28 protein-coding genes and 1 tRNA gene are annotated in these 20,104 nt (G+C 37.0%); 1 reads left to right on the plus strand and 28 read right to left on the minus strand.

Annotated elements, in window-relative coordinates; genetic code table 11:
• Positions 1-118: 118 nt before the first annotated feature.
• From rpsM to GM3708_RS03660, 24 genes are all read right to left on the minus strand, one after another.
• Positions 119-499, minus strand: coding sequence for a 30S ribosomal protein S13 (gene rpsM / locus GM3708_RS03550; protein ID WP_066344187.1), 381 nt, complete (start codon positions 497-499; stop codon positions 119-121).
• 88 nt (positions 500-587) lie between these two features.
• A complete protein-coding gene (gene rpmJ, locus GM3708_RS17785; protein WP_071590996.1) occupies positions 588-701 on the minus strand; it encodes a 50S ribosomal protein L36 in 114 nt (37 codons plus the stop codon).
• A gap of 192 nt (positions 702-893) precedes the next feature.
• Positions 894-1,130, minus strand: coding sequence for a translation initiation factor IF-1 (gene infA / locus GM3708_RS03555; protein WP_066344188.1), 237 nt, complete (start codon positions 1,128-1,130; stop codon positions 894-896).
• An 83-nt stretch (positions 1,131-1,213) separates the two neighbouring features.
• Complete coding sequence (locus GM3708_RS03560) at positions 1,214-1,768, minus strand: adenylate kinase (protein WP_066344189.1); 555 nt, start codon at positions 1,766-1,768, stop codon at positions 1,214-1,216.
• 105 nt (positions 1,769-1,873) lie between these two features.
• Positions 1,874-3,187 (minus strand): preprotein translocase subunit SecY, encoded by a 1,314-nt coding sequence (secY, locus tag GM3708_RS03565; RefSeq protein WP_066344191.1) that lies wholly within the window; start codon positions 3,185-3,187, stop codon positions 1,874-1,876.
• 202 nt (positions 3,188-3,389) lie between these two features.
• Complete coding sequence (rplO, locus tag GM3708_RS03570) at positions 3,390-3,863, minus strand: 50S ribosomal protein L15 (RefSeq protein WP_066344192.1); 474 nt, start codon at positions 3,861-3,863, stop codon at positions 3,390-3,392.
• 27 nt (positions 3,864-3,890) lie between these two features.
• Complete coding sequence (gene rpsE, locus GM3708_RS03575; protein ID WP_066344194.1) at positions 3,891-4,442, minus strand: 30S ribosomal protein S5; 552 nt, start codon at positions 4,440-4,442, stop codon at positions 3,891-3,893.
• A gap of 12 nt (positions 4,443-4,454) precedes the next feature.
• Positions 4,455-4,817: a 50S ribosomal protein L18 gene (rplR, locus tag GM3708_RS03580; protein ID WP_066344196.1), complete on the minus strand. Its 363-nt coding sequence runs from the start codon at positions 4,815-4,817 to the stop codon at positions 4,455-4,457.
• A 2-nt stretch (positions 4,818-4,819) separates the two neighbouring features.
• Positions 4,820-5,359 carry a 50S ribosomal protein L6 gene (gene rplF / locus GM3708_RS03585; protein ID WP_066344198.1) on the minus strand — a complete coding sequence of 180 codons (540 nt, stop codon included), beginning with the start codon at positions 5,357-5,359 and terminating at the stop codon, positions 4,820-4,822.
• Positions 5,360-5,446: 87 nt separating this feature from the next.
• Positions 5,447-5,848 carry a 30S ribosomal protein S8 gene (rpsH, locus tag GM3708_RS03590; RefSeq protein WP_066344199.1) on the minus strand — a complete coding sequence of 134 codons (402 nt, stop codon included), beginning with the start codon at positions 5,846-5,848 and terminating at the stop codon, positions 5,447-5,449.
• A 29-nt stretch (positions 5,849-5,877) separates the two neighbouring features.
• Entirely contained in the window at positions 5,878-6,420 is a 543-nt protein-coding gene (gene rplE, locus GM3708_RS03595; RefSeq protein ID WP_066344200.1) for a 50S ribosomal protein L5, read from the minus strand.
• A gap of 60 nt (positions 6,421-6,480) precedes the next feature.
• Complete coding sequence (gene rplX, locus GM3708_RS03600; RefSeq protein WP_066344201.1) at positions 6,481-6,837, minus strand: 50S ribosomal protein L24; 357 nt, start codon at positions 6,835-6,837, stop codon at positions 6,481-6,483.
• Between the two features lie 3 nt (positions 6,838-6,840).
• Positions 6,841-7,209 carry a 50S ribosomal protein L14 gene (gene rplN / locus GM3708_RS03605; RefSeq protein ID WP_066119697.1) on the minus strand — a complete coding sequence of 123 codons (369 nt, stop codon included), beginning with the start codon at positions 7,207-7,209 and terminating at the stop codon, positions 6,841-6,843.
• Positions 7,210-7,247: 38 nt separating this feature from the next.
• Positions 7,248-7,502, minus strand: coding sequence for a 30S ribosomal protein S17 (gene rpsQ, locus GM3708_RS03610; RefSeq protein ID WP_066344203.1), 255 nt, complete (start codon positions 7,500-7,502; stop codon positions 7,248-7,250).
• A 14-nt stretch (positions 7,503-7,516) separates the two neighbouring features.
• Positions 7,517-7,741 (minus strand): 50S ribosomal protein L29, encoded by a 225-nt coding sequence (rpmC, locus tag GM3708_RS03615; protein WP_066344204.1) that lies wholly within the window; start codon positions 7,739-7,741, stop codon positions 7,517-7,519.
• A 6-nt stretch (positions 7,742-7,747) separates the two neighbouring features.
• A complete protein-coding gene (gene rplP / locus GM3708_RS03620) occupies positions 7,748-8,164 on the minus strand; it encodes a 50S ribosomal protein L16 (protein WP_066344206.1) in 417 nt (138 codons plus the stop codon).
• A gap of 118 nt (positions 8,165-8,282) precedes the next feature.
• Positions 8,283-9,005, minus strand: coding sequence for a 30S ribosomal protein S3 (gene rpsC, locus GM3708_RS03625; RefSeq protein ID WP_066344207.1), 723 nt, complete (start codon positions 9,003-9,005; stop codon positions 8,283-8,285).
• Positions 9,006-9,036: 31 nt separating this feature from the next.
• Positions 9,037-9,411 (minus strand): 50S ribosomal protein L22, encoded by a 375-nt coding sequence (rplV, locus tag GM3708_RS03630; protein ID WP_066344208.1) that lies wholly within the window; start codon positions 9,409-9,411, stop codon positions 9,037-9,039.
• Between the two features lie 122 nt (positions 9,412-9,533).
• Entirely contained in the window at positions 9,534-9,812 is a 279-nt protein-coding gene (rpsS, locus tag GM3708_RS03635; protein WP_066344209.1) for a 30S ribosomal protein S19, read from the minus strand.
• A gap of 41 nt (positions 9,813-9,853) precedes the next feature.
• The gene (gene rplB / locus GM3708_RS03640) at positions 9,854-10,696 is read right to left on the minus strand and encodes a 50S ribosomal protein L2 (RefSeq protein ID WP_066344210.1); all 843 of its coding nucleotides are present in this window, start codon (positions 10,694-10,696) and stop codon (positions 9,854-9,856) included.
• 55 nt (positions 10,697-10,751) lie between these two features.
• Positions 10,752-11,090: a 50S ribosomal protein L23 gene (locus GM3708_RS03645; protein WP_066344211.1), complete on the minus strand. Its 339-nt coding sequence runs from the start codon at positions 11,088-11,090 to the stop codon at positions 10,752-10,754.
• On the minus strand, positions 11,080-11,718 hold the full coding sequence (gene rplD / locus GM3708_RS03650; protein WP_066344214.1) for a 50S ribosomal protein L4: 639 nt from the start codon (positions 11,716-11,718) through the stop codon (positions 11,080-11,082). Before rplD ends, GM3708_RS03645 begins: the two co-directional genes overlap by 11 nt.
• Positions 11,719-11,762: 44 nt before the next feature.
• Positions 11,763-12,446 carry a 50S ribosomal protein L3 gene (rplC, locus tag GM3708_RS03655; protein WP_066344216.1) on the minus strand — a complete coding sequence of 228 codons (684 nt, stop codon included), beginning with the start codon at positions 12,444-12,446 and terminating at the stop codon, positions 11,763-11,765.
• Positions 12,447-12,984: 538 nt separating this feature from the next.
• Positions 12,985-13,066, minus strand: a tRNA-Leu gene (locus GM3708_RS03660).
• Positions 13,067-13,152: 86 nt separating this feature from the next.
• Here GM3708_RS03660 and GM3708_RS03665 point away from each other — a divergent pair.
• On the plus strand, positions 13,153-14,289 hold the full coding sequence (locus GM3708_RS03665; protein ID WP_066344217.1) for a murein transglycosylase A: 1,137 nt from the start codon (positions 13,153-13,155) through the stop codon (positions 14,287-14,289).
• Positions 14,290-14,522: 233 nt separating this feature from the next.
• Here the strand turns inward: GM3708_RS03665 and GM3708_RS03670 are convergent, their stop codons facing one another.
• The 4 genes from GM3708_RS03670 to GM3708_RS03685 form a co-directional block, all read right to left on the minus strand.
• Positions 14,523-15,521: a nitrate ABC transporter ATP-binding protein gene (locus tag GM3708_RS03670; protein ID WP_066344218.1), complete on the minus strand. Its 999-nt coding sequence runs from the start codon at positions 15,519-15,521 to the stop codon at positions 14,523-14,525.
• A 98-nt stretch (positions 15,522-15,619) separates the two neighbouring features.
• Positions 15,620-17,620, minus strand: a complete 2,001-nt coding sequence (locus GM3708_RS03675) for a nitrate ABC transporter ATP-binding protein (RefSeq protein WP_066344220.1) — start codon at positions 17,618-17,620, stop codon at positions 15,620-15,622.
• Positions 17,621-17,732: 112 nt separating this feature from the next.
• Positions 17,733-18,569 (minus strand): nitrate ABC transporter permease, encoded by an 837-nt coding sequence (gene ntrB, locus GM3708_RS03680; RefSeq protein WP_066344222.1) that lies wholly within the window; start codon positions 18,567-18,569, stop codon positions 17,733-17,735.
• A gap of 129 nt (positions 18,570-18,698) precedes the next feature.
• Complete coding sequence (locus GM3708_RS03685) at positions 18,699-20,012, minus strand: CmpA/NrtA family ABC transporter substrate-binding protein (protein WP_066344223.1); 1,314 nt, start codon at positions 20,010-20,012, stop codon at positions 18,699-18,701.
• Positions 20,013-20,104: the final 92 nt, after the last annotated feature.

A 20,104-nucleotide genomic window follows, 5' to 3' on the forward strand; every position in this document is an offset into this window, starting at 1 on the left:
TTTTTTAGTGGTGATGGGTTATCACCGAACTATTTTATATAAAAGGTGATCTTAGGTTTTGGGCAACCCGAACTGAACGGTATTCAGGATGACTTGTACTAAAATACAGTCCCTCTATTTATTTTTTAGGAGCTTTTTTCTTCCCAGCGATAGTAGCTTTACGTCCTCTGCGAGTTCTGGCATTAGTTCTAGTTCTTTGTCCTCTTAAGGGTAATCCCTGACGATGACGACGACCTCTATAAGTGCCAATATCTCCTAATCGCTTGATGTTCATCGCTTCTAAACGACGTAAATCACCTTCAATCTCGAAGTTTTCCTGAATGTATAGTCTTAGTTTACTTACATCCTCATCACTTAAATCTCTGACTCTTGTATCTGGGTTTACCCCGGTAGCCGCCAGAATTTTTTGAGAAGAAGTTAAACCAATGCCATACAAGTAGGTAAGTCCTATTTCTACTCGTTTATCACGAGGTAAGTCAATACCAGATATCCTTGCCATGTTTTCGTTTCCTTTGTTAGTCTCGCTATTATTTCCAATAAATTTGGTCAATTTTCAGTGTTAATGAGTTACACTGGTTGTTAATAATTTATCCCTGACGTTGTTTATGTTTGGGGTTGGAACAGATCACCATCACCCGCCCTTTCCGACGGATAACACGACATTTGTCGCAAATTTTTTTGACTGATGCTCTTACTTTCATAGTAGTAGTTTACACTGCAAGCTTTTAATTATAACAGGATTTGATACCTGTGTCAAACATAGGTTGGTTATATAAGTCAAGTGATTTTTTGTTTAATTTTTCACTGTTAGAGATTTTTTATCTCTTGATGATTATTTACGCAAATTTTCACTTTAGGCAATAGTTAATAATTTTCAATAAATACAATTGATTTTATTTTTTACCACTACCGCCTTTGAGTCGATAAGTAATTCTTCCTTTGCTTAAATCATAGGGAGTTAACTCGACTTTTACTCTGTCACCGGGTAAAATTTTGATGTAGTTACGTCTAATTTTTCCAGCGATGTGAGCTAATACATTAAAACCGTTATCTAAATCTACTCGAAACATTGCGTTTGGTAATGATTCAGTTACAGTTCCTTCCATTTCAATGAGGTCTTTTTTCGACATAGTAATAATCCTTTTACTGGTTTGATGTAATCTTTGTTGATTTTATCAAATCTATTTTCCCTTCAAAATCAAAGTAGATCATTTTAGGATTTAACTATTGTTTCTAATTCTTCACTGATTTGGGAAAGTTCCCGATCACCATTAACATTGATTAGTAACTGATGTTGTTTATAATATTCAATTAAAGGAGCAGTTTGTTGATGATAAACAAATAAGCGATTACTAATCGTTGCTTCATTATCATCTTTTCTGCCTCTACTTAAAAGACGTTCTAATAACACGGAATCAGGTACATCAAAATTAATAACACCGTTACAGACTTGATTTAATTCCTGAAGAAGATTTACTAAAAAATCTGCTTGAGAAACATTACGGGGAAAACCATCGAGAATCCAACCTTTTTGAGCATCTTTTTCTCCTAATCTTTCTTGGATTAAGTCTAAAATTAGCTCATCAGGTACTAAATCACCGTTATCAACGAAGCCTTTAGCTTTAATCCCTAAAGGAGTTTGAGTTGTGATTGCTTCTCGGAGAATTTCCCCCGTGGAAATATGAGGAATTCCCAAATGTTGGGAAAGAATTTGAGCTTGAGTACCTTTACCAGCACCGGGGGCTCCTAAAAAGATAAGTTTGGTCATTTTTTTATTGAGGATAAACAGTTGACAGTTGACATCTAACATTTGACAGTTAATTATTAATTATTTGTACTTCTGTCTTTCGCCTTCTGCCTTCTGTCTTCTGGGTTATTGTTTCACCATACCTTCATAACGTTGAGAAATAACATAGGTTTGAACTTGCTTCGCAGTATCAATGGCAACCCCAACCAAAATTAATAAGGATGTTGCACCAAAACCTTGAAAAGTTGTTACCCCCGTAGCACTCTCGACGAAAGTTGGCACAGTCGCAACAATAGTTAAGAAAATTGCACCTAAAAGTGTTAAACGATTTAACACTCCTTCTAAGTAAGCAATAGTTGCTTTACCCGGACGAATACCAGGAATGCTTGTACCCATTTTCTTTAAATTTTGAGCTATATCATCGGGATTTGATACTAAGGAAGCATAGAAATAACTAAAGAAAATGATCAGTACAGAATAGGTTACTACGTACCATATTGTTCCTGGACGTAATGCTAAAGCAATTTGATTTAATACCGCATTAAAAGGACTTTTTTCAGCAAAACCTGCTACAGAGGAGGGCAAAACTAATACAGCGGAAGCAAAAATGATGGGCATTACACCACCTTGATTAAGTCGCAATGGTAAGTAACTGGTTCTTTCTCTGTATAATCTTCTACCGACTTGACGACGAGCAGAAATAATAGGAATTCGACGAGTACCTTCTTGAACAAATACGATACCGACAATCATTACTAAGAAAACAATAACTAAAATTGCCACTTGAGCAATAGCTTGTCTTCCACCAGTTTGGGCATAATCAATAGTATTAGCTAAAGTTTGGGGTAAAACAGCGACAATATTCACAAAAATCAATAAAGAAGCACCATTACCTAAACCTCTTTCGGTTATCAATTCCGAAACCCACATGACAAACATCGATCCTGCTGTAATAGCTAATACAGTTTGAATAACAAACCAAGGGGTATTATCAATAGCATAAGGTCTTAGTAAGCCTATAGTAATACCAGTACTTTGAATAATTGCCCAGCCGAGAGCAACATATCGAGTGATTTGTGCTATTTTCCGTCTTCCAATTTCTCCTTCATTTTTCTGTAAATCTTCTAAAGCAGGAATAGCCGAAGCTAATAACTGCATGATAATAGAAGCATTAATGTAGGGTAAAATTCCTAAAGCAAAAATACCAACAGTGGCTAAACCACCCCCTGTAAAAATATTTAAAAATCCTAAAAAGGGAAGATTTTGGACTGCGGCTTCAAAGGCTTGGCGATCAATTCCGGGTACGGGGATGTAAATTCCCAAACGAATCAAGATTAATAATCCTAAAGTTATAAGCAAACGACCACGAAGCCCTGCGGCACTTGCCATTTGCAAAAAGGTTTCTTGAGCGGTTGGAGTTTTTTCTTTACTAACAACCATGATCTAATTTATTTATATGAATGGTGGATAAATAATAAGGGATTAGGAATGAAAAATTAGGAATTGAAATATGTTTTTTAGTTTCTTTAACTCAATGGTAAAGTGATAAATAAAATCAAAGTTTAAAGTTCACTAATACCAAAAATTAAAGGTTTTTAAATTCTACATTCTTAATTCTGCATTCTTAATATCTTGACACTAATTAACCGTTATTGTCTTGATCATTTTGTCGTTCAGTACTGACAATCGTACCGCCTACAGCTTCAATTTTGGCTTGAGCTGACTTACTCCAACCAGCCGCTTTGATGTTAAGGGCAATTCCTAATTCACCGTTTCCAAGAATTTTTAAAGGACCATCATTAGCTGTAACAATACCTACTTCCATTAAGGATTCTAAAGTTACCTCCGTGTTGGGGGCTAAAGTAGCTAGTTTTTCAACGTTGATGATAGTAAACTCTTTATGATTGATGAGTTTGAAATGTTTTAACTTTGGTACTCGTCTGTAAAGGGGCATTTGTCCACCTTCAAAACCGGGCTTAGTACCCGTCCCAGAGCGAGATTTTTGTCCTCTCATCCCAAAACCGCCACTAGCTCCTTGACCAGCAGAAATACCTCTACCGATGCGGCGACGACGTTTTTTTGATGTAGGTTTGGGGGATAGTTGATGAAGTCTCATAATGATTATGGAATTAATTTGAGCGCTTTATGAATAAATCTGTTGTAAAGGAATATCTCTTTCATTTGCAACTTGAGAGAAACTGCGAATTTGCTCAAGAGCATTGACAGCAGCTCTGGCATTATTTAAAGGATTATTAGAACCTTGTTGTTTCGCTAATATATTCTTGATTCCTGCTAATTCCAAGACGGTACGCACCGCACCCCCTGCAATTACCCCAGTACCGGGAGCTGCTGGACGCATAAATACTTGAGCCCCTCCTGCATTACCGCTACTTACATGAGTAATGGAACTAGCTTTATTGATGTTGATGGAAATGAGGTGTTTTTTACCGTCAGTGACGGCTTTACGTACAGCATTGATAACATCCCCTGCTTTACCTACTCCCACACCAACTTGTCCTTTTTCATTTCCCACAACAACGATGGCACGGAAGCTGAGTTTTTTACCACCCTTGACTACCTTGCTAACTCGACGGATTTGGACAACTCTTTCTTGCCAAGTATTATCTTTTTTCTCTTTACGTTGCTTTCTTTGCTTTCCGCCTTTACGTTGTTCTTGTTCCCGTTCTTTTGCCATAATAAATTCCTCTTAGAAGTTAAGACCAGATTCACGAGCGGCATCAGCTAGAGCTTTGACACGTCCATGATAAAGATTACCACCACGATCAAATACCACTTGCTCGATGCCTTTAGATAATGCTCTTTGAGCCACTAATTTGCCAACTTCGGCGGAAGCTTCACAATTAGAAGTATTAGCTAATTTTTCTTTTAGTTCTTTATCTACCGTTGACGCAGAAACTAAAGTATGTTGAGCTACATCATCAATCACTTGAGCATAAATATGAAAATTAGAACGAAATACTGCTAACCGAGGACGCTCAGCAGTACCAGCAACTTTTTTCCGAATGCGTAAATGACGACGTTGGACCAGATCTTTACGATTAATAGTCATAATTATTTCTTACCTGCTTTACCTACTTTACGTCTGACATATTCCCCAGCGTAGCGAATACCTTTTCCTTTATAGACTTCAGGAGGACGAACGGCACGGATTTTAGCAGCGACGTTACCTACTAATTCTTTGTCTATACCAGTAATAACTACTTCTGTGTTTGTATTAACTGCAACGTTAATTCCTTGGGGCATTTCCATCTCGACAGGTTTACTATAACCCACATTTAAAGTAAGTTTTGAACCTTGAGCGGCGGCACGATAACCCACCCCTTGAATTTCTAATTTTTTCTCGAAACCTTGACTAACACCATCAACCATATTAGCCACTAAAGTACGACATAAGCCGTGTCTTTCTCTAGCTTTACGGGAGTCATTATCACGGGTAACGAGAAGTTCTTGTCCTTCTTGTACTATGGTAATCAAAGAAGGCAAGTCTCGGGATAAGTTCCCTTTAGGACCAGTAACATTTACTTGTTGTCCATCAATTTTTATTTCTACCTTGGCAGGTATCGTTATAGGACGTTTTCCAATACGAGACATGATTTATTTATAATTTCCAATTGTTTAATGGTTAGGAGAATTGACAATTGACAACGAACAATTGACAATAGATAATCGCAAGAAGTATTACCAGATATAGCAAAGTACTTCGCCACCGATGCCTTGTTTTCTCGCTTCACGATCAGTCATAATTCCGTAGGAAGTAGAAACAATAGCAACCCCAATACCGCCTAATACTCTGGGTAAATCTTTTTTCTTGCTATATACCCTTAAACCGGGAGTGCTTACCCTGCGGATATTTTGGATAATAGGTTGACGGTTTCTTCCTTTATATTTAAGAGAAACCACAATATTTTTTTTGACTCCTTCACCAACTTCCTCATAACTGGTGATAAAACCTTCACTCTTGAGTACTTCCGCAATACTGCGAGTCATTCGAGTGCTAGGAATATTCACGGTGGAATGGCGTACTGCACAGGCGTTGCGAATACGAGTCAGCATATCTGAAATAGTGTCGTGTGCTGGCATTCTTTCTTCTTTTCCTCTGTTACCTTAATTTATTTGTCACGGAAGGGCATTCCCATCTCTTTTAACAATGCGCGTCCTTCTTCATCGGTGTTAGCGGTGGTGATGATAGAAATATCAAAGCCACGGAGTTGATCTATGGAATCATAGCTAATTTCGGGGAAAATTAATTGTTCTTTTACTCCTAAACTATAGTTTCCTCTGCCGTCAAAACTTTTAGGGCTAACTCCACGAAAGTCACGAATACGAGGTAGTGCAAGACTGATAAGACGCTCCAAGAAGGAATACATCTTGTCTGATCTTAGTGTCACCATAGCACCGACGGGCATTCCTTGACGAATTTTGAAACCAGCGATGGCTTTTTTAGCACGGGTAACAACAGGTTTTTGTCCGGTAATCACAGCTAGTTCACTCAGAGATGACTCCAGTGCTTTAGCATTCTGTGATGCTTCTCCTAAACCTCTATTGATAACAATTTTAGTTACTTTTGGTATTTGATGAATATTTGTGTAACCAAATTGCTCTTTGAGTTTAGCAGTAATCGTTTCTTGGTAATAAGTTTTTAATCTTGACATTACGGTGTTTACTGATAAATATGAAATTAACCGTTGATGAGTGAAAAATTTTAAGGAAAATTAATCAATAATTTCGCCTGTTTTTTTCAGTTTTCTGACTTTTTTGCCTTCTTCAGTTAAGACATAGCTAATACGACTAGCTACTTTTTCTTTTTCCGAATAAAGCATTACTTTACAGCTATGGATAGGAGCTTCATAGGTACTAATTTGGCCACTTTCACCTTCTTGTTTAGGTTTAATGTGTTTAGTTCTGATGTTTACACCTTTAACGATTACTTGGCTATCTTTAGGAATCGCTTTGAGGATTTCTCCTACTTTACCTTTATCTTTGCCTGAAATAATTTGCACTGTGTCACCTTTTTTGACGTGCATTTTATATCTAGCAGGACCCTGTTTTTTCTTGTTTGCTGATCTCATTTTTTAGAGTACCTCCGGAGCGAGAGAGATAATTTTAGTAAAGTTTTTATCCCGTAATTCACGAGCCACAGGACCAAAAACACGAGTACCTCTGGGATTGTTATCTTTGTTGATAATTACGGCAGCGTTATCGTCAAAACGAATACTCATGCCACTATCACGACGTAAAGATTGTTTTGTACGTACAATTACTGCCCTTACGATGTCGGATTTTTTAACTGCCATGTTAGGAATTGCGTCTTTCACTACGGCAATAATTACGTCTCCAATACCACCATAAGTACAATTACCAGTAGATAACACTCGTAAGCACATAATTTTACGTGCTCCACTGTTATCTGCTACATTTAGGTAACTTTGTTGTTGAATCATTCTACTTAATTATTTGATTGATTATGGGAATATCGATCCTAAATAGCAACGGCTTTGGTAATCAGAATTTCTGCTAATTCCCAGCGTTTTGTTTTACTCAAAGGACGAGTTTCTCTGATTCGGACGCGATCACCTTCCTTACATAAGTTTTCAGGATCGTGTGCCTTATATTTTTTGGTTTTAACGACAATTTTGCCGTATTTAGGGTGAGGAGAGCGATTTTCAATAGCAACAACGGCGGTTTTATCCATTTTGTTACTAACGACCACGCCTACTCTTTCTTTAACTGCCATGAAATAGTTACTCCTTATGCTTGAGTAGTGGTAACGGATTCTGCTCTTTCACGTTCACCTTGTACGGTAAACAATTGAGAAATCCAGTGTTTGGTATGCTTAAACTCATGGGGTTTTTCTAAACGTCCAGTAGTTTGTAGCAATCTAAGTTGAAATAGCTTTTTTTTCGCAGTTACGATTTCTGCAGCTAATTCTTCATCATTTAACTTTCTTGCGTCTGCAACTTTAGGAAGTGCCATAGGGACTTAATATTCCTCCGATCTAGTAATAAATTTAGTTTTAATAGGAAGTTTTTGAGCCGCTAAACGCATTGCTTCTCTGGCGGTAGCTTCGGGGATACCAGCAATTTCAAACATGATTCTACCGGGTTTTACTACTGCTACCCAAAACTCAGGATTACCTTTACCAGATCCCATACGGGTCTCAGCAGGACGTTGAGTAACTGGTTTATCCGGAAAAATACGAATCCAGATTTTACCGCCTCTGCGAACATAACGAGTGATTGCCCGTCTTGCCGCTTCAATTTGACGAGAAGTAATCCAGCAAGGTTCAATAGCTTGAAGGGCGAAATCTCCAAAGTTAATGGAATTGCCACGATAAGCATTTCCCGTCATTCTGCCCCGATGTTGTTTACGGAATTTCGTTCTTCTTGGACTTAACATAGTTTCTAGTTAATGGTTGTATTAGGTATTAGGTATTAGGCTTTAGGTGTTAGGTTTTAGGCTTTTTTGACATCTAGTCTCCCAGTCCCTAATCTTCTAGTCCCCTAGTCCCTTTTCACTACTCAGAGCGATCCTCAAATTTCTGACGACGAGGCTTTTTACGTCCTTGTTTCGTCTTCGTGTTATTAGCTCTCAAATCTTCTTCACCGGGGATAATTTCACCTTTGAAGATCCAAACTTTAATCCCTAAAATACCGTAGATTGTACTTGCAGTTTTATAGGAATAATCAATATCAGCTCTGAGGGTATGAAGAGGTACACGACCTTCACGAATCCACTCAGTACGCGCAATTTCTGCACCGTTTAGACGACCACTGACTTGGATTTTTATACCTAATACTTCTGCTTTTTGAGCTCTTTGAATAGCTTGTCTAACTACTCGACGGAAAGAAACCCTTCTTTCTAATTGAGAAGTGATAAATTCAGCCATCAAAGCGGCATTCGCATCAACATTAGCAACTTCAATAACATTGACTCGGAATTGACGTTGATTTTTGAGCAATGCTTGTAAATCAGTACGCAATTTTTCAATGCCCTGACCACCTTTACCCACAACAACACCGGGTCTAGCGGTATGAATAGAAAGGTCAATTTGATCTGCTTTACGATCAATTTTTATATCAGCAATACTAGCATTACTGAGATTTTTGTCAATGTACTGACGGATTTTGTAATCTTCTTGAAGAAGTTGAGGATAAAATTTCGGTTCGGCATACCAACAGGAAGAGTGTTCCTTAGTATAGCCGAGGCGAAAACCAATTGGATGTACTTTTTGTCCCATGTTATATTTTTTGTTCCTTTTTCATGGTTAACTATACCGTAGGAGCGACTGCCACAGTAATATGACAAGTACGTTTACGGATTTGATAAGCACGACCTTGCGCTCTAGGACGGAAACGTTTTAAAGTAGGTCCACCGTCAGCAAAGGCTGTACTGATCACGAGGTTAGAAGGTTCTAAACCTTGATTGTGTTCAGCATTAGCTACAGCAGAACGAAGAACCTTAATAATTGGTTCACAAGCTCGGTAAGGCATAAATTCCAGAATAATTAATGCTTCTCTGTAACTACGTCCCCGAATTTGATCTAAAACCCGTCTCACTTTTGAGGGTGACATTCTGATATAACGAGCGATCGCTTTTACTTCTTGGGAGGTATCAACCTCTGGTTTTTCCTGTGTTTTAGCCATAATTATTAGTTGATAGTTAGGTATTAGGTATTAGGTATTAGGCATTTAGTAATATTTTTACTCTCTAGTCTCCTAGTCTTCTAGTCTCCTAGTCTCCTAATTTCCTAGTTCCTAATCTTCTATTAGCGTCTTGCTTTTTTGTCACTTTTAGCATGACCTCGAAAGGTACGAGTAGGAGCAAATTCTCCTAATTTATGACCTACCATTTGCTCGGTGACAAAGATAGGAACGTGTTGACGACCATTATGAACAGCAATAGTGTGACCGATCATTTGGGGGATGATAGTGGAAGCACGTGACCAAGTTTTTACTACTTGTTTCTCACCTTTATTGTTCAATTTCTCAATTTTGGTGAGAAGGCTATCCGCTATAAATGGTCCTTTTTTTAGTGAACGACTCATGAATTTTCCTTATTAATGCGGTTAAAATCTCGAAAGTTGTCTTATTTACCTTTATTGGCGTTACGACGACGAACGATGTATTTGCTACTAAGTTTTTTCTTCTTACGAGTTTTCTTACCTAGAGCTGGTTGTCCCCAAGGAGAAACAGGTCCAGAACGACCAATTGGAGCACGACCTTCACCACCACCATGGGGGTGATCTACGGGGTTCATGGCACTACCACGAACATGAGGTCTGATACCTAAATGACGAGTCTTACCAGCTTTTCCGAGTTTGAGGTTTCTGGCTTCGATATTTCCTACTCGTCCGATAGTGGCATAACATTCTTTACGAATCATCCGCACCTCTTTAGAAGGTAACTTCAGAGTGACATAATCACCGTCTTTTGCCATTAATTGTGCAAAACCACCTGCGGCACGAACTATTTGACCGCCTTTTCCTCTAGTGAGTTCAACATTATGAATCTCAGTACCAAGGGGAATTTTTTCTAAAGGTAAAGCATTACCAATTTCATAAGGAGCATCAGCACTAGCAATAATAGTAGCACCTACTTGGATATTTGCTGGGGCAAGAATATATCTTTTTTCGCCGTCTTCATACTGAACAAGAGCAATACGAGCGTTACGGTTAGGATCGTATTCGATAGCAATTACTTGAGCATTAATATCTCTTTTATCTCTTTTGAAATCAATAATCCGATAAAGTTTTTTATGTCCACCACCACGGTGACGACTGGTAATTACACCTCTGTTATTACGTCCCTTTTTACGGTGGACATATTTTGTCAGAGACTTTTCCGGAGTGCTTTTTGTGATTTCTGCGAAATCCGAGCTTACCGCTTGTCTTCGACCTGGTGTATATGGTCTATATGTACGAACACCCATAATTTAGTTATAACTATCAGTTTTCTGTGAGTAATTTCCCATTAATCTAGAGAGATTATAAGTCTGGGAAAAATGTACTTTGGAGAGAATCTCCTTGTGCTAGGGTTACGATCGCTTTTTTGTATTGGGCTTTATAACCAATACTTTGACCAACACGACGTTTTTTACGGGGTTGATTCATGGTATTGACTTTGACCACTTTTACTTCAAATAAACTTTCTATCGCCGCACGAATTTCAGGTTTAGTCGCAGGTTTAACTACTTCAAAAACATACTTATTTTCTTCCATCATATAAGTTGCCTTTTCGGTAACGATGGGGCGAATAACAAGATCTGCTAATTCTGCGGTATTCTTTCTGACTTTAGTTGTTTTTCCGTATCTACTATTCGCCACAATAAACCTCCTGTATTTTAGTAATAGCTTCAGAGGTAGCTACAATTTTATCAGCGTACAAAATGTCATAAATATTCAAACAATCATGTCTGAGAAGTTTGACATTAGGTAAGTTACGAACAGATAGGTAAAAATTGTCAGAGGAAAGATCTGTAGCAATTAATAATACTTTTTGATCGGCGGATACACCCCAACGACTTAGAGCGGCTACTACTTCTTTTGTTTTAGGAGCAGTTAATTGATCTGTGAAGTTTTCTACAACGATCAAATCTTCCACTCGACTGATAAAAGCAGTTCTTAAAGCTAATCTTCTTTCCTTACGGTTCATTTTGAGGTTGTAATCTTTGGGTTTTGGTCCAAAAATGACACCACCGCCACGCCATAAAGGAGAACGAATAGAACCAGCCCTTGCTCTACCTGTACCTTTCTGCCGCCAAGGTTTACGACCACCACCACGCACTTCGGCTCTAGTTTTTGTGGATGCTGTACCCTGACGCTGATTATGTAGTTGACGAACTAAGGCTCGATGAACAATATGTTCGGCGTTTTCTTCTTTAGCGATGGGCATCTCTAAAGTAGTTTCACCACTTTGTTCTCCTTGCCAATTTTTGACTACACAATTAACCATAATTTTTTAAAATGAAATTTCGTTTATCTTAACGGTGAGTTATGTTACTTTTGACCCACGATTAAAGCGGGAGTAATGCTCACTAAATTACCTGTTTTACCCGGTATTGCCCCTTTGATGAGTAATAAATTACGCTCAGAGTCAATTTTAGCGATGGTTAATTTACGGATTTTTACGTTAGTGTTACCATAACGTCCTGCCATTCTTTTGCCTGGGTAAACACGACCGGGAGTTGTACCTGCGCCTGTCGAACCGGGTAAGCGATGGTTTTTAGAACCGTGAGTCATATTACCTCTTTTGAAGTTATGACGTTTTTGATAACCAGCAAAGCCTCGTCCGATGGTTTTACCACCTACATCCACTAATGCACCTTCTTCAAATAAGTCTGCTCCTATAGTTTGTCCGATTTCAAAGGAACTAACATCATCAAGACGATATTCTTTGAGATGACGCAAAGCAGGAAGCCCTTTATTACTTAAGTGTCCATATTCAGGACTAGATAAGTATTTATTAACTTCTTTAGGCTCTTTAGTGTTTAAGGTACGTTTACGATCAGGTAGCTCACTGTATCCGAGTTGGACGGCTGAATAACCGTCAGTTTCTTTGGTTTTGATTTGAGTTACTAAACATGGACCTGCTTGAACCACAGTGACAGGAATTGCATTACCTGTTTCGGGGTCAAAAATAGTGGTCATGCCTAGTTTTGTACCAAGTACGCCTAAGCTCACGGGATCTGTCCCTCTAAATTGCTAAACAACACGATTTGATTCAGGGAAAGATTACTCTTTCTGACTGAGATTTGTCTGTAAAATAATGGTTAGAAGTTAAGTTATTTAAGCTATTCTTAATTCGTTAACTCCACTATTATTAATTTCTTAATAAACAGACACTTTTGATAACTACTAATCTAAACTTAAAGATTAGCAAGAGCCTCAATTACCTCAATAGACTTAAGATATTGACTGGTAGTCTAGCTATCTCAGTATCTTTGAGAGGCTATTTTTGTACTTATAGTCACAAATAATCATTATATACGATAGCAGGATAATAACGCAATAGGCAATTAATAATTAATTCTGGTATTTAAAGAAAGGTTTTTTTGACGATACGAAACTAATATTACTGAGATTCGAGCAGAACTTCAGCATATAAAATAGTTATATTTATTAACTCGGTATTAATTTGCTAGTAATGAAAAACAACTTAATACTTCACATATAGGATAGACAAAAAATTAGGTAATGATTTGTTAACTATATTTTTAAGTGCGGATGGCGAGACTCGAACTCGCAAGGTCAAGACCACACGCCCCTCAAGCGTGCGCGTATACCAATTCCGCCACATCCGCAAGTTATAATGACTAAATATTATAACTAATTTATATTAAGTCCGTCAACTATAATAAAAGGAAGTTTCTCAATATATCTATTCGTAATGTTCAATAAATTTATCGGTTTATCTTTGTTTTGTCTTAGTTCTAGTATTATATCTTATGGTTATTCATTTGCTCAATCGATACCCTTGCAACCCGTGGATATGCCCACAAAGATAGTTGATGAGCAATTATTTACTCATGATAAACAAGCATTAATAAAAGCAATTGATTATAGTTTAAGTTATCTTAATACCGATAAAGCTAAAACTGTTTATACCAATTATAAAATACCTGAGTTCAGTCGTGAAAGGGTAATAGCTTCTTTAAAACGTTTTCGTCAATTATTAATTATTTCCACTAGCCCTCAACAATTACAAAATTTTGTGGAAAGAGAATTTCAGTTTTATAAATCTGTAGGACATGATAATCAAGGTACAGTTTCTTTTACAGGTTATTTTCAACCTGTTTATAATGCTAGTCGTCAAAAAACATCTGTTTATCGTTACCCTCTTTATCGTAAACCGAATAACTTTAATTCTTGGGAAATTCCTCATCCTACTCGCACAGATTTAGAAGGTCAAGATGGATTAGGTAATAATAGTATTTTAAAAGGTTATGAGTTAGTCTGGTTAAATGATAGGTTACAAGCATATTTAGTACAGGTTCAAGGTTCAGCCCAATTAAAACTTACTGATGGTAAAATTATGACTATTGGTTATGATGGAGCAACTGATTATCCTTATAGTAGTCTGGGAAAAGAATTAATCAAAGATCAAAAAATTCCTTCCAACGAGATGAGCCTTCCACGCTTAATGACTTATTTACAAAATAATCCTGATGAATTAGATATATATTTACCTCGAAATGAGCGTTTTATTTTTTTTAAAGAAACAGGTGGTAAACCTGCGACTGGTAGTTTAAATGTTCCTGTTACTGATGAAAGATCTATTGCTACGGATAAATCTATTATGCCTCCGGGAGCTTTAGCTTTAATATATACTCGTATTCCTCAAATAGATGATAAAAAACGACTTGTTACCTCTACTGTTAGTCGTTATGTGTTGGATCAAGATACAGGTAGTGCAATTAAAGGTGCAGGTAGAGTTGATATATTTTTTGGGACGGGTGATATTGCTAAAGCGAAGGCTGGTTTGGTAGATTGGACAGGGGATTTATATTATTTATTGCTTAAATAGGGGTTGCTGAAAATCTAGTGTTTTTACTGAGGGTAGGAGACTAGAAGAATCGTAGAATAATTTTTAATATTTGTGCATTTTTAAAATAACTTTATTAATTCACAAAAAAACTATAATATTTCTGTCTTCCTATCAACGAGAGTCATTCATGATATACTTTTATCTCGAACTTAGGTAACGCTAGTTTTTATAACTTTTACAATCCTTCCTAACTCCATCCCTAAAGTAGTCTATTAATTGCTTATTTGTTCTGTTTTATTTGTAGATTCTCCGTTATTACTACTACCCGTCAAAGATTGAAATAAAGCAAATCCTGCGATCGAAACCACCAGTAAACTACTAACAATACCAGCTATTTTTAATTTATTATTAGTTTTAGGGATAAATTCTTCATCATTAGTATCTTCAGAATGAGCGTGACGATGAAATAAGAAATCTAAAGCATGGTTGCGTAATTCATAGTAACGAGGATCTTCCGTGATTTGAGCACGATTACGAGGACGAGAAAAGGGAATATCAAGAATTTCGCCGATTTTTGCTGAAGGTCCATTAGTCATCATAACGAGGCGATCTGCTAAAAATAAGGCTTCATCAATATCGTGGGTGATCATCATTACTGTTAATTTATGATTACGCCAAATTTCTAATAATTCTTCTTGTAATTCTTCTTTTGTAATGGCATCTAAAGCTCCAAAAGGTTCATCTAAAATTAGTACTTCGGGACGTATGGCTAAAGCACGAGCGATCGCAACTCTTTGTTTCATACCCCCAGAAAGTTGATTAGGTTTCTTTTTGGCGGCTTCTGTTAAACCAACCATGGCTAAATGTTCTTCGACAAGAGCTAGTTTTTCTTGTTGATTTTTGTGAGGAAAAACAGCATTAACAGCAAGATAAACGTTATCAAAAGCAGTTTTCCATGGCAATAAACAGTAATTTTGAAAAACCATCATGCGATCAGGACCTGGTTCTGCGATAATTTTGTTTTTAAGTTTGACTGTACCTGTGGTAGGCTGATTAAACCCTGAAATCATGTTTAAAAGAGTAGATTTACCACAACCAGAATGACCGATAATACAAACAAATTCGCCTTCTTTAACAGTTAAATTAACATCGTCTAAAACAGTATAATCACCATTAGCTGTGGCATAGACTTTAGAGACTTGATCAACCGTTAAAAAAGCGGTTTTTTCGAGGGTAGAAATATTATTTTCAGTATTCATTAAACTTTGCATAATAATCAATGAGGAATTTTTAGGGATGAATGATATTCACCGAAGGAATTGAGAATGGAAAAAGATAAATTTTCGAGTTTTGTTGTGTATTAATCTATTTACTTTGTGGTTAAATGATCAATTAATATTTCTGATACTTTATAATCACGACGGATAGTGAATCTTTCTAAGTAACCAATAGGATCATCAGGATTAAAAACCATTTTGTCAAATAGTTGAAAACTATGACGATCAGGTTCAACATCAGAAAAACCTAACTGCCGACAAGCTTCACCGAATAAATCAGGACGGCGCACTCTTTCTAAAATTTCCACCCAATTACGAGGAAAAGGAGTATAACCCCATCGTGCTAATTGAGTTAAAATCCATAATCCTTCTACTCTGCCAGGAGAATTGGCTTGATCTACATAAAATTGATTAAACCTCAATAAAGATTCGGTTTTTGTGCCATAGTTATAAGGATCGACAAAACCGGGACGAATATATTCAGCTGGCATATTGAGATATTCTGAACGAGTAAGTAATTCTACTATTTCTTCTCGGTTACGACGATCATCACAATATTCACAAGCCTCAATCAATGCTTTCACAAGTGCAAGATGACTTTCAGGATGTTTTTCTACCCAGTCTTCTCTTACTCCTAAAACTTTTTCAGGATGTCCAGACCAAATATCTAAGTCTGTAGCAATAACAAAACCAATATCCTCTTTTACGGCACGGGAATTCCACGGTTCACCGACACAGTAACCATCAATATTATTTGCCTTCAGATTGGCTATCATTTGCGGGGGCGGAATTACGGTTAAACTAACGTCTTGATCAGGATCAATACCTCCTGATGCTAACCAGTAGCGTAACAATAAATTGTGCATTGATGAAGGGTGTACAATGCCAAAGGTATGAACTTTATCAGGAGTTTGGGCGATCGCTTCTTTTAATTCCTGAAGATTTGTAACCCCCATTTCTTGAAATTCTTTTGCCAAAGTAATAGCGTTGCCATTACGACTAAGAACCATTGAAGTAATCATCGGAATAGAAGGCTTACCTCCTGCTCCCAAAGTCATGCTTAAAGGCATTCCTGCCACCATTTGTGCGGCATCTAAGCGTCCTTCAGCAATACCTCTTGCTAATTCTTGCCATGAAGGTTCACGAATTAAGTTTACCTGTTCTAGTCCATGATTGGCAAAAAATCCTTTTTCTTTAGCAACGATTAAGGGCGCACAATCAGTTAAGGGGATAAAACCAATATCGAGGTTGATTTTTTCTAAACCATTCCCTGCAATAACTTCTTTGTTGGGGATAACCACACCAACTTTTTTTGATCGCTTCTGTTGATTGAGAAAGTAAACCATTTCGTTACGGAGAGTATAATAACTAGGGTGATTTACCACTTCTAACCGTTGTCTTGGGCGGGGGATAGGTACTTCTAATATTTGCCCAATATGAGCCTCTGGACCTGTGGTTAACATGACGATGCGATCAGACAAAAGTAAAGCTTCATCTACATCATGAGTGACCATTATACAAGTAACATTATTTTCTTGAACAATGCGCATCAAACTTTCCTGTAAATTACCTCTAGTTAGAGCATCCAACGCTCCAAAAGGTTCATCTAATAGTAAGACTTTCGGCTTAGTTGATAAAGCACGAGCGATGGCTACCCTTTGTTTCATGCCTCCAGAAAGTTCTCCCGGACGCTTATGAGCAGCGTGTTTTAAGCCCACCATATGAATATTTTCTTCAACAATAGCCTTTCTTTCTGCTTCAGGAAAATGACGCATCACACGGTTAACGGCAAGCGCTATATTTTGTCGTACTGTCAACCAAGGTAATAAAGAATAGTTTTGAAATACTACCATGCGATCAGGCCCAGGTTCAGTAATTTCTCGTCCCTCAAGAATAACACCGCCATGAGTCGCATTAGATAAACCAGCAACCATATTTAGAAGTGTGGACTTACCACAACCAGAATGCCCAATTAAGGAAATAAATTCACCTTTTTCAATAGTCAAATTAATATTTCTTAAGGCGATATATTCACCCCCATTAGGGAGGGGAAAAATCTTATCAACGTGATCAATTTCAATAAAACTTTGCATAATAAATAATGAGGAATAAATAACTTTGTCAGCTTTACAAATATGGCATATTGCCTATGTATCAAAACTATACAGGCGTAAGATACTACGCCTTTAGCAACTATCAATGAACTTATTTTGGCTCTTGTGGAACGACTAAAGTACCAATAAAACCAACTACTCTATCTAGTAATAAACCGATGATACCCACATAGAATAAAGCAATAATAATTTGGCTCATTTCTGAGCTGTTATAAGCATCCCAAATAAAGAAACCAATACCAACACCACCTACTAACATTTCAGCGGCAATAATTGCTAACCAAGATAAACCAATACCTATTTTTAAACCTGTGAAAATATAAGGAACAGTGGAAGGGAATAAGATATTAAAAAAGTATTCAATTTTTGATAATTTAAGTACTCTAGAAACGTTATTATAGTCTTGTGGTATTTGTTGTACACCTACAGTGGTATTAATGATAATAGGCCAAATAGCTGTAATAAAAATAACGAAAATTGCGGAAGGATCAGCCTGTCTTAAAGCCGCTAGAGAAATAGGTAACCATGCTAAAGGTGGAATAGTTCTTAGTACCTGAAAAATCGGATCTAGAGCAGAATAAATAACACGATTTGCACCAATTAAAATTCCTAATGCAATACCAACTACCGTCGCTAAGGAAAATCCAATGGCAACTCTTTTTAAACTAGCTAAAAGTTGCCAAAATAAACCAACATCCGTACCACCATTATGAAAAAAAGGATTGATGATGTAAGGATCCCATGTTTCTTTAATTACAGTTGTCGGAGAAGGTAAGTTAGGATTTTCTCCTGAAGATAAAATTTGCCAAATTGCTAATAATACGAACAAAGCAATGAGAGGAGCAATTATTTTTCTCGTATTTTGAGAATAAAAAATAGAGTTAAAAAAATTACTACTTGTTGATGTTTTTTGAGTTCTTGAGATCATAGTTTTAATTGATAATCAATAGTTGATCGTTAATAATTGATAAGTGAAAATAATTTGTGAGAAATTCGTTAATTTAGCATCAAAATTGAATTGTTATTGTTGATTGTTAATTGTTCATTATTAATTGTGTTAGGTTTTTTTAATTTTTAATCCGTCTAAATAGGCTTGAGGATTTTCAGGATCAAATTTTGTGCCATCAAAAAAAGTTTCAACTCCACGAGAAGTACTCGTTGGAATTTCAGCATCACTTACTTTTAAAGCTTTTGCGGCTTCTTTCCATAAATCTTCACGATTAACTTGGTCAACCAGTGATTTAGTATCAGTATCAGCAGGAATATAACCCCAACGAATATCTTCAGTTAAAAACCACAAATCATGACTTTTGAAAGGATAAGAAGCGTTATCTCTCCAGAATTTCATTGCTTGAGGGAAGTTATTTTCTACCCTACCATTACCAAAATCAATATTACCCTTAGAACGTTCTACAATATCTTCAAAAGGTACTTTAAACCATTTATCTTGAGAAACAATTTTACACATTTCTTCAATATTCTCAGGCTTATCACACCATTGTTGAGCTTCTAACACTGCCATTAATAATGCTTTCGCCGCTTTTGGATTAGCGTCAACCCAATCTTTGCGTAAACTGAAGGCTTTTTCTGGATGATCTTTCCATAATTCACCAGTAACTAAGGCACTATAACCGATTCCTTGATTAATTAATTGGGCATTCCAAGGTTCCCCTACACAGAAAGCCTCCATGTTACCTACTTTCATATTCGCTACCATTTGAGGTGGAGGCACAGGAACGACTGAAACATCTGTATCAGGGTTAATTCCTCCTGCGGCTAACCAGTAACGCATCCATAAATCGTGAGTACCACCGGGAAAAGTTATGGCAAATTTGGATTCCTTATTAACTTTTGCTTTTATAACTGAACTATCTAGTCCTACCTTGGCATCTTTATAGGCATTGCTGATAGAAATTGCCTGTCCGTTAGTATTTAACCGTGCCAAGAGATACATCGGTAAAGGTTGTTTTGTTTTTGTGATTGTACCTAATGTCATCAAATAAGGCATAGGAGAAAGGATGTGTGCACCATCAATACCACCACCAGCTGATCCCAATTCAATATTATCTCTAGTTACAGGCCATGATGCTTGTTTTAATACTTCTACTCCCGTCATTCCATATTTATCAAAAAAGCCTTTCTCTTTAGCAATAATTAAAGGTGCAGAGTCTGTTAAGGCGATAAAACCAAGTTTAGCAGTTGTTACTTCGGGGGCATCTCCAGAGGTAGGTGCAGTATTTGTAGGAGTTGTAGGGCTAGTTTCTGTGGTGGCTTGTTGATTACCTCCATTAGCACAACCATGTAAAATTGCAGTGCCGACAGCAGTTACTCCGGCGGTGAATATAAATTTACGTCTGGATAATTGGGACATAGATTAATTGGTTTTTTAATGTTTTTGAATATTTGTTAAGTTTGATGTACATATTTAAAACGTTTACTATGGTTCGATTTGTATGTTTCGTC

It is taken from the genome of Geminocystis sp. NIES-3708 (assembly GCF_001548095.1).
Classification (GTDB): Bacteria; Cyanobacteriota; Cyanobacteriia; order Cyanobacteriales; family Cyanobacteriaceae; genus Geminocystis.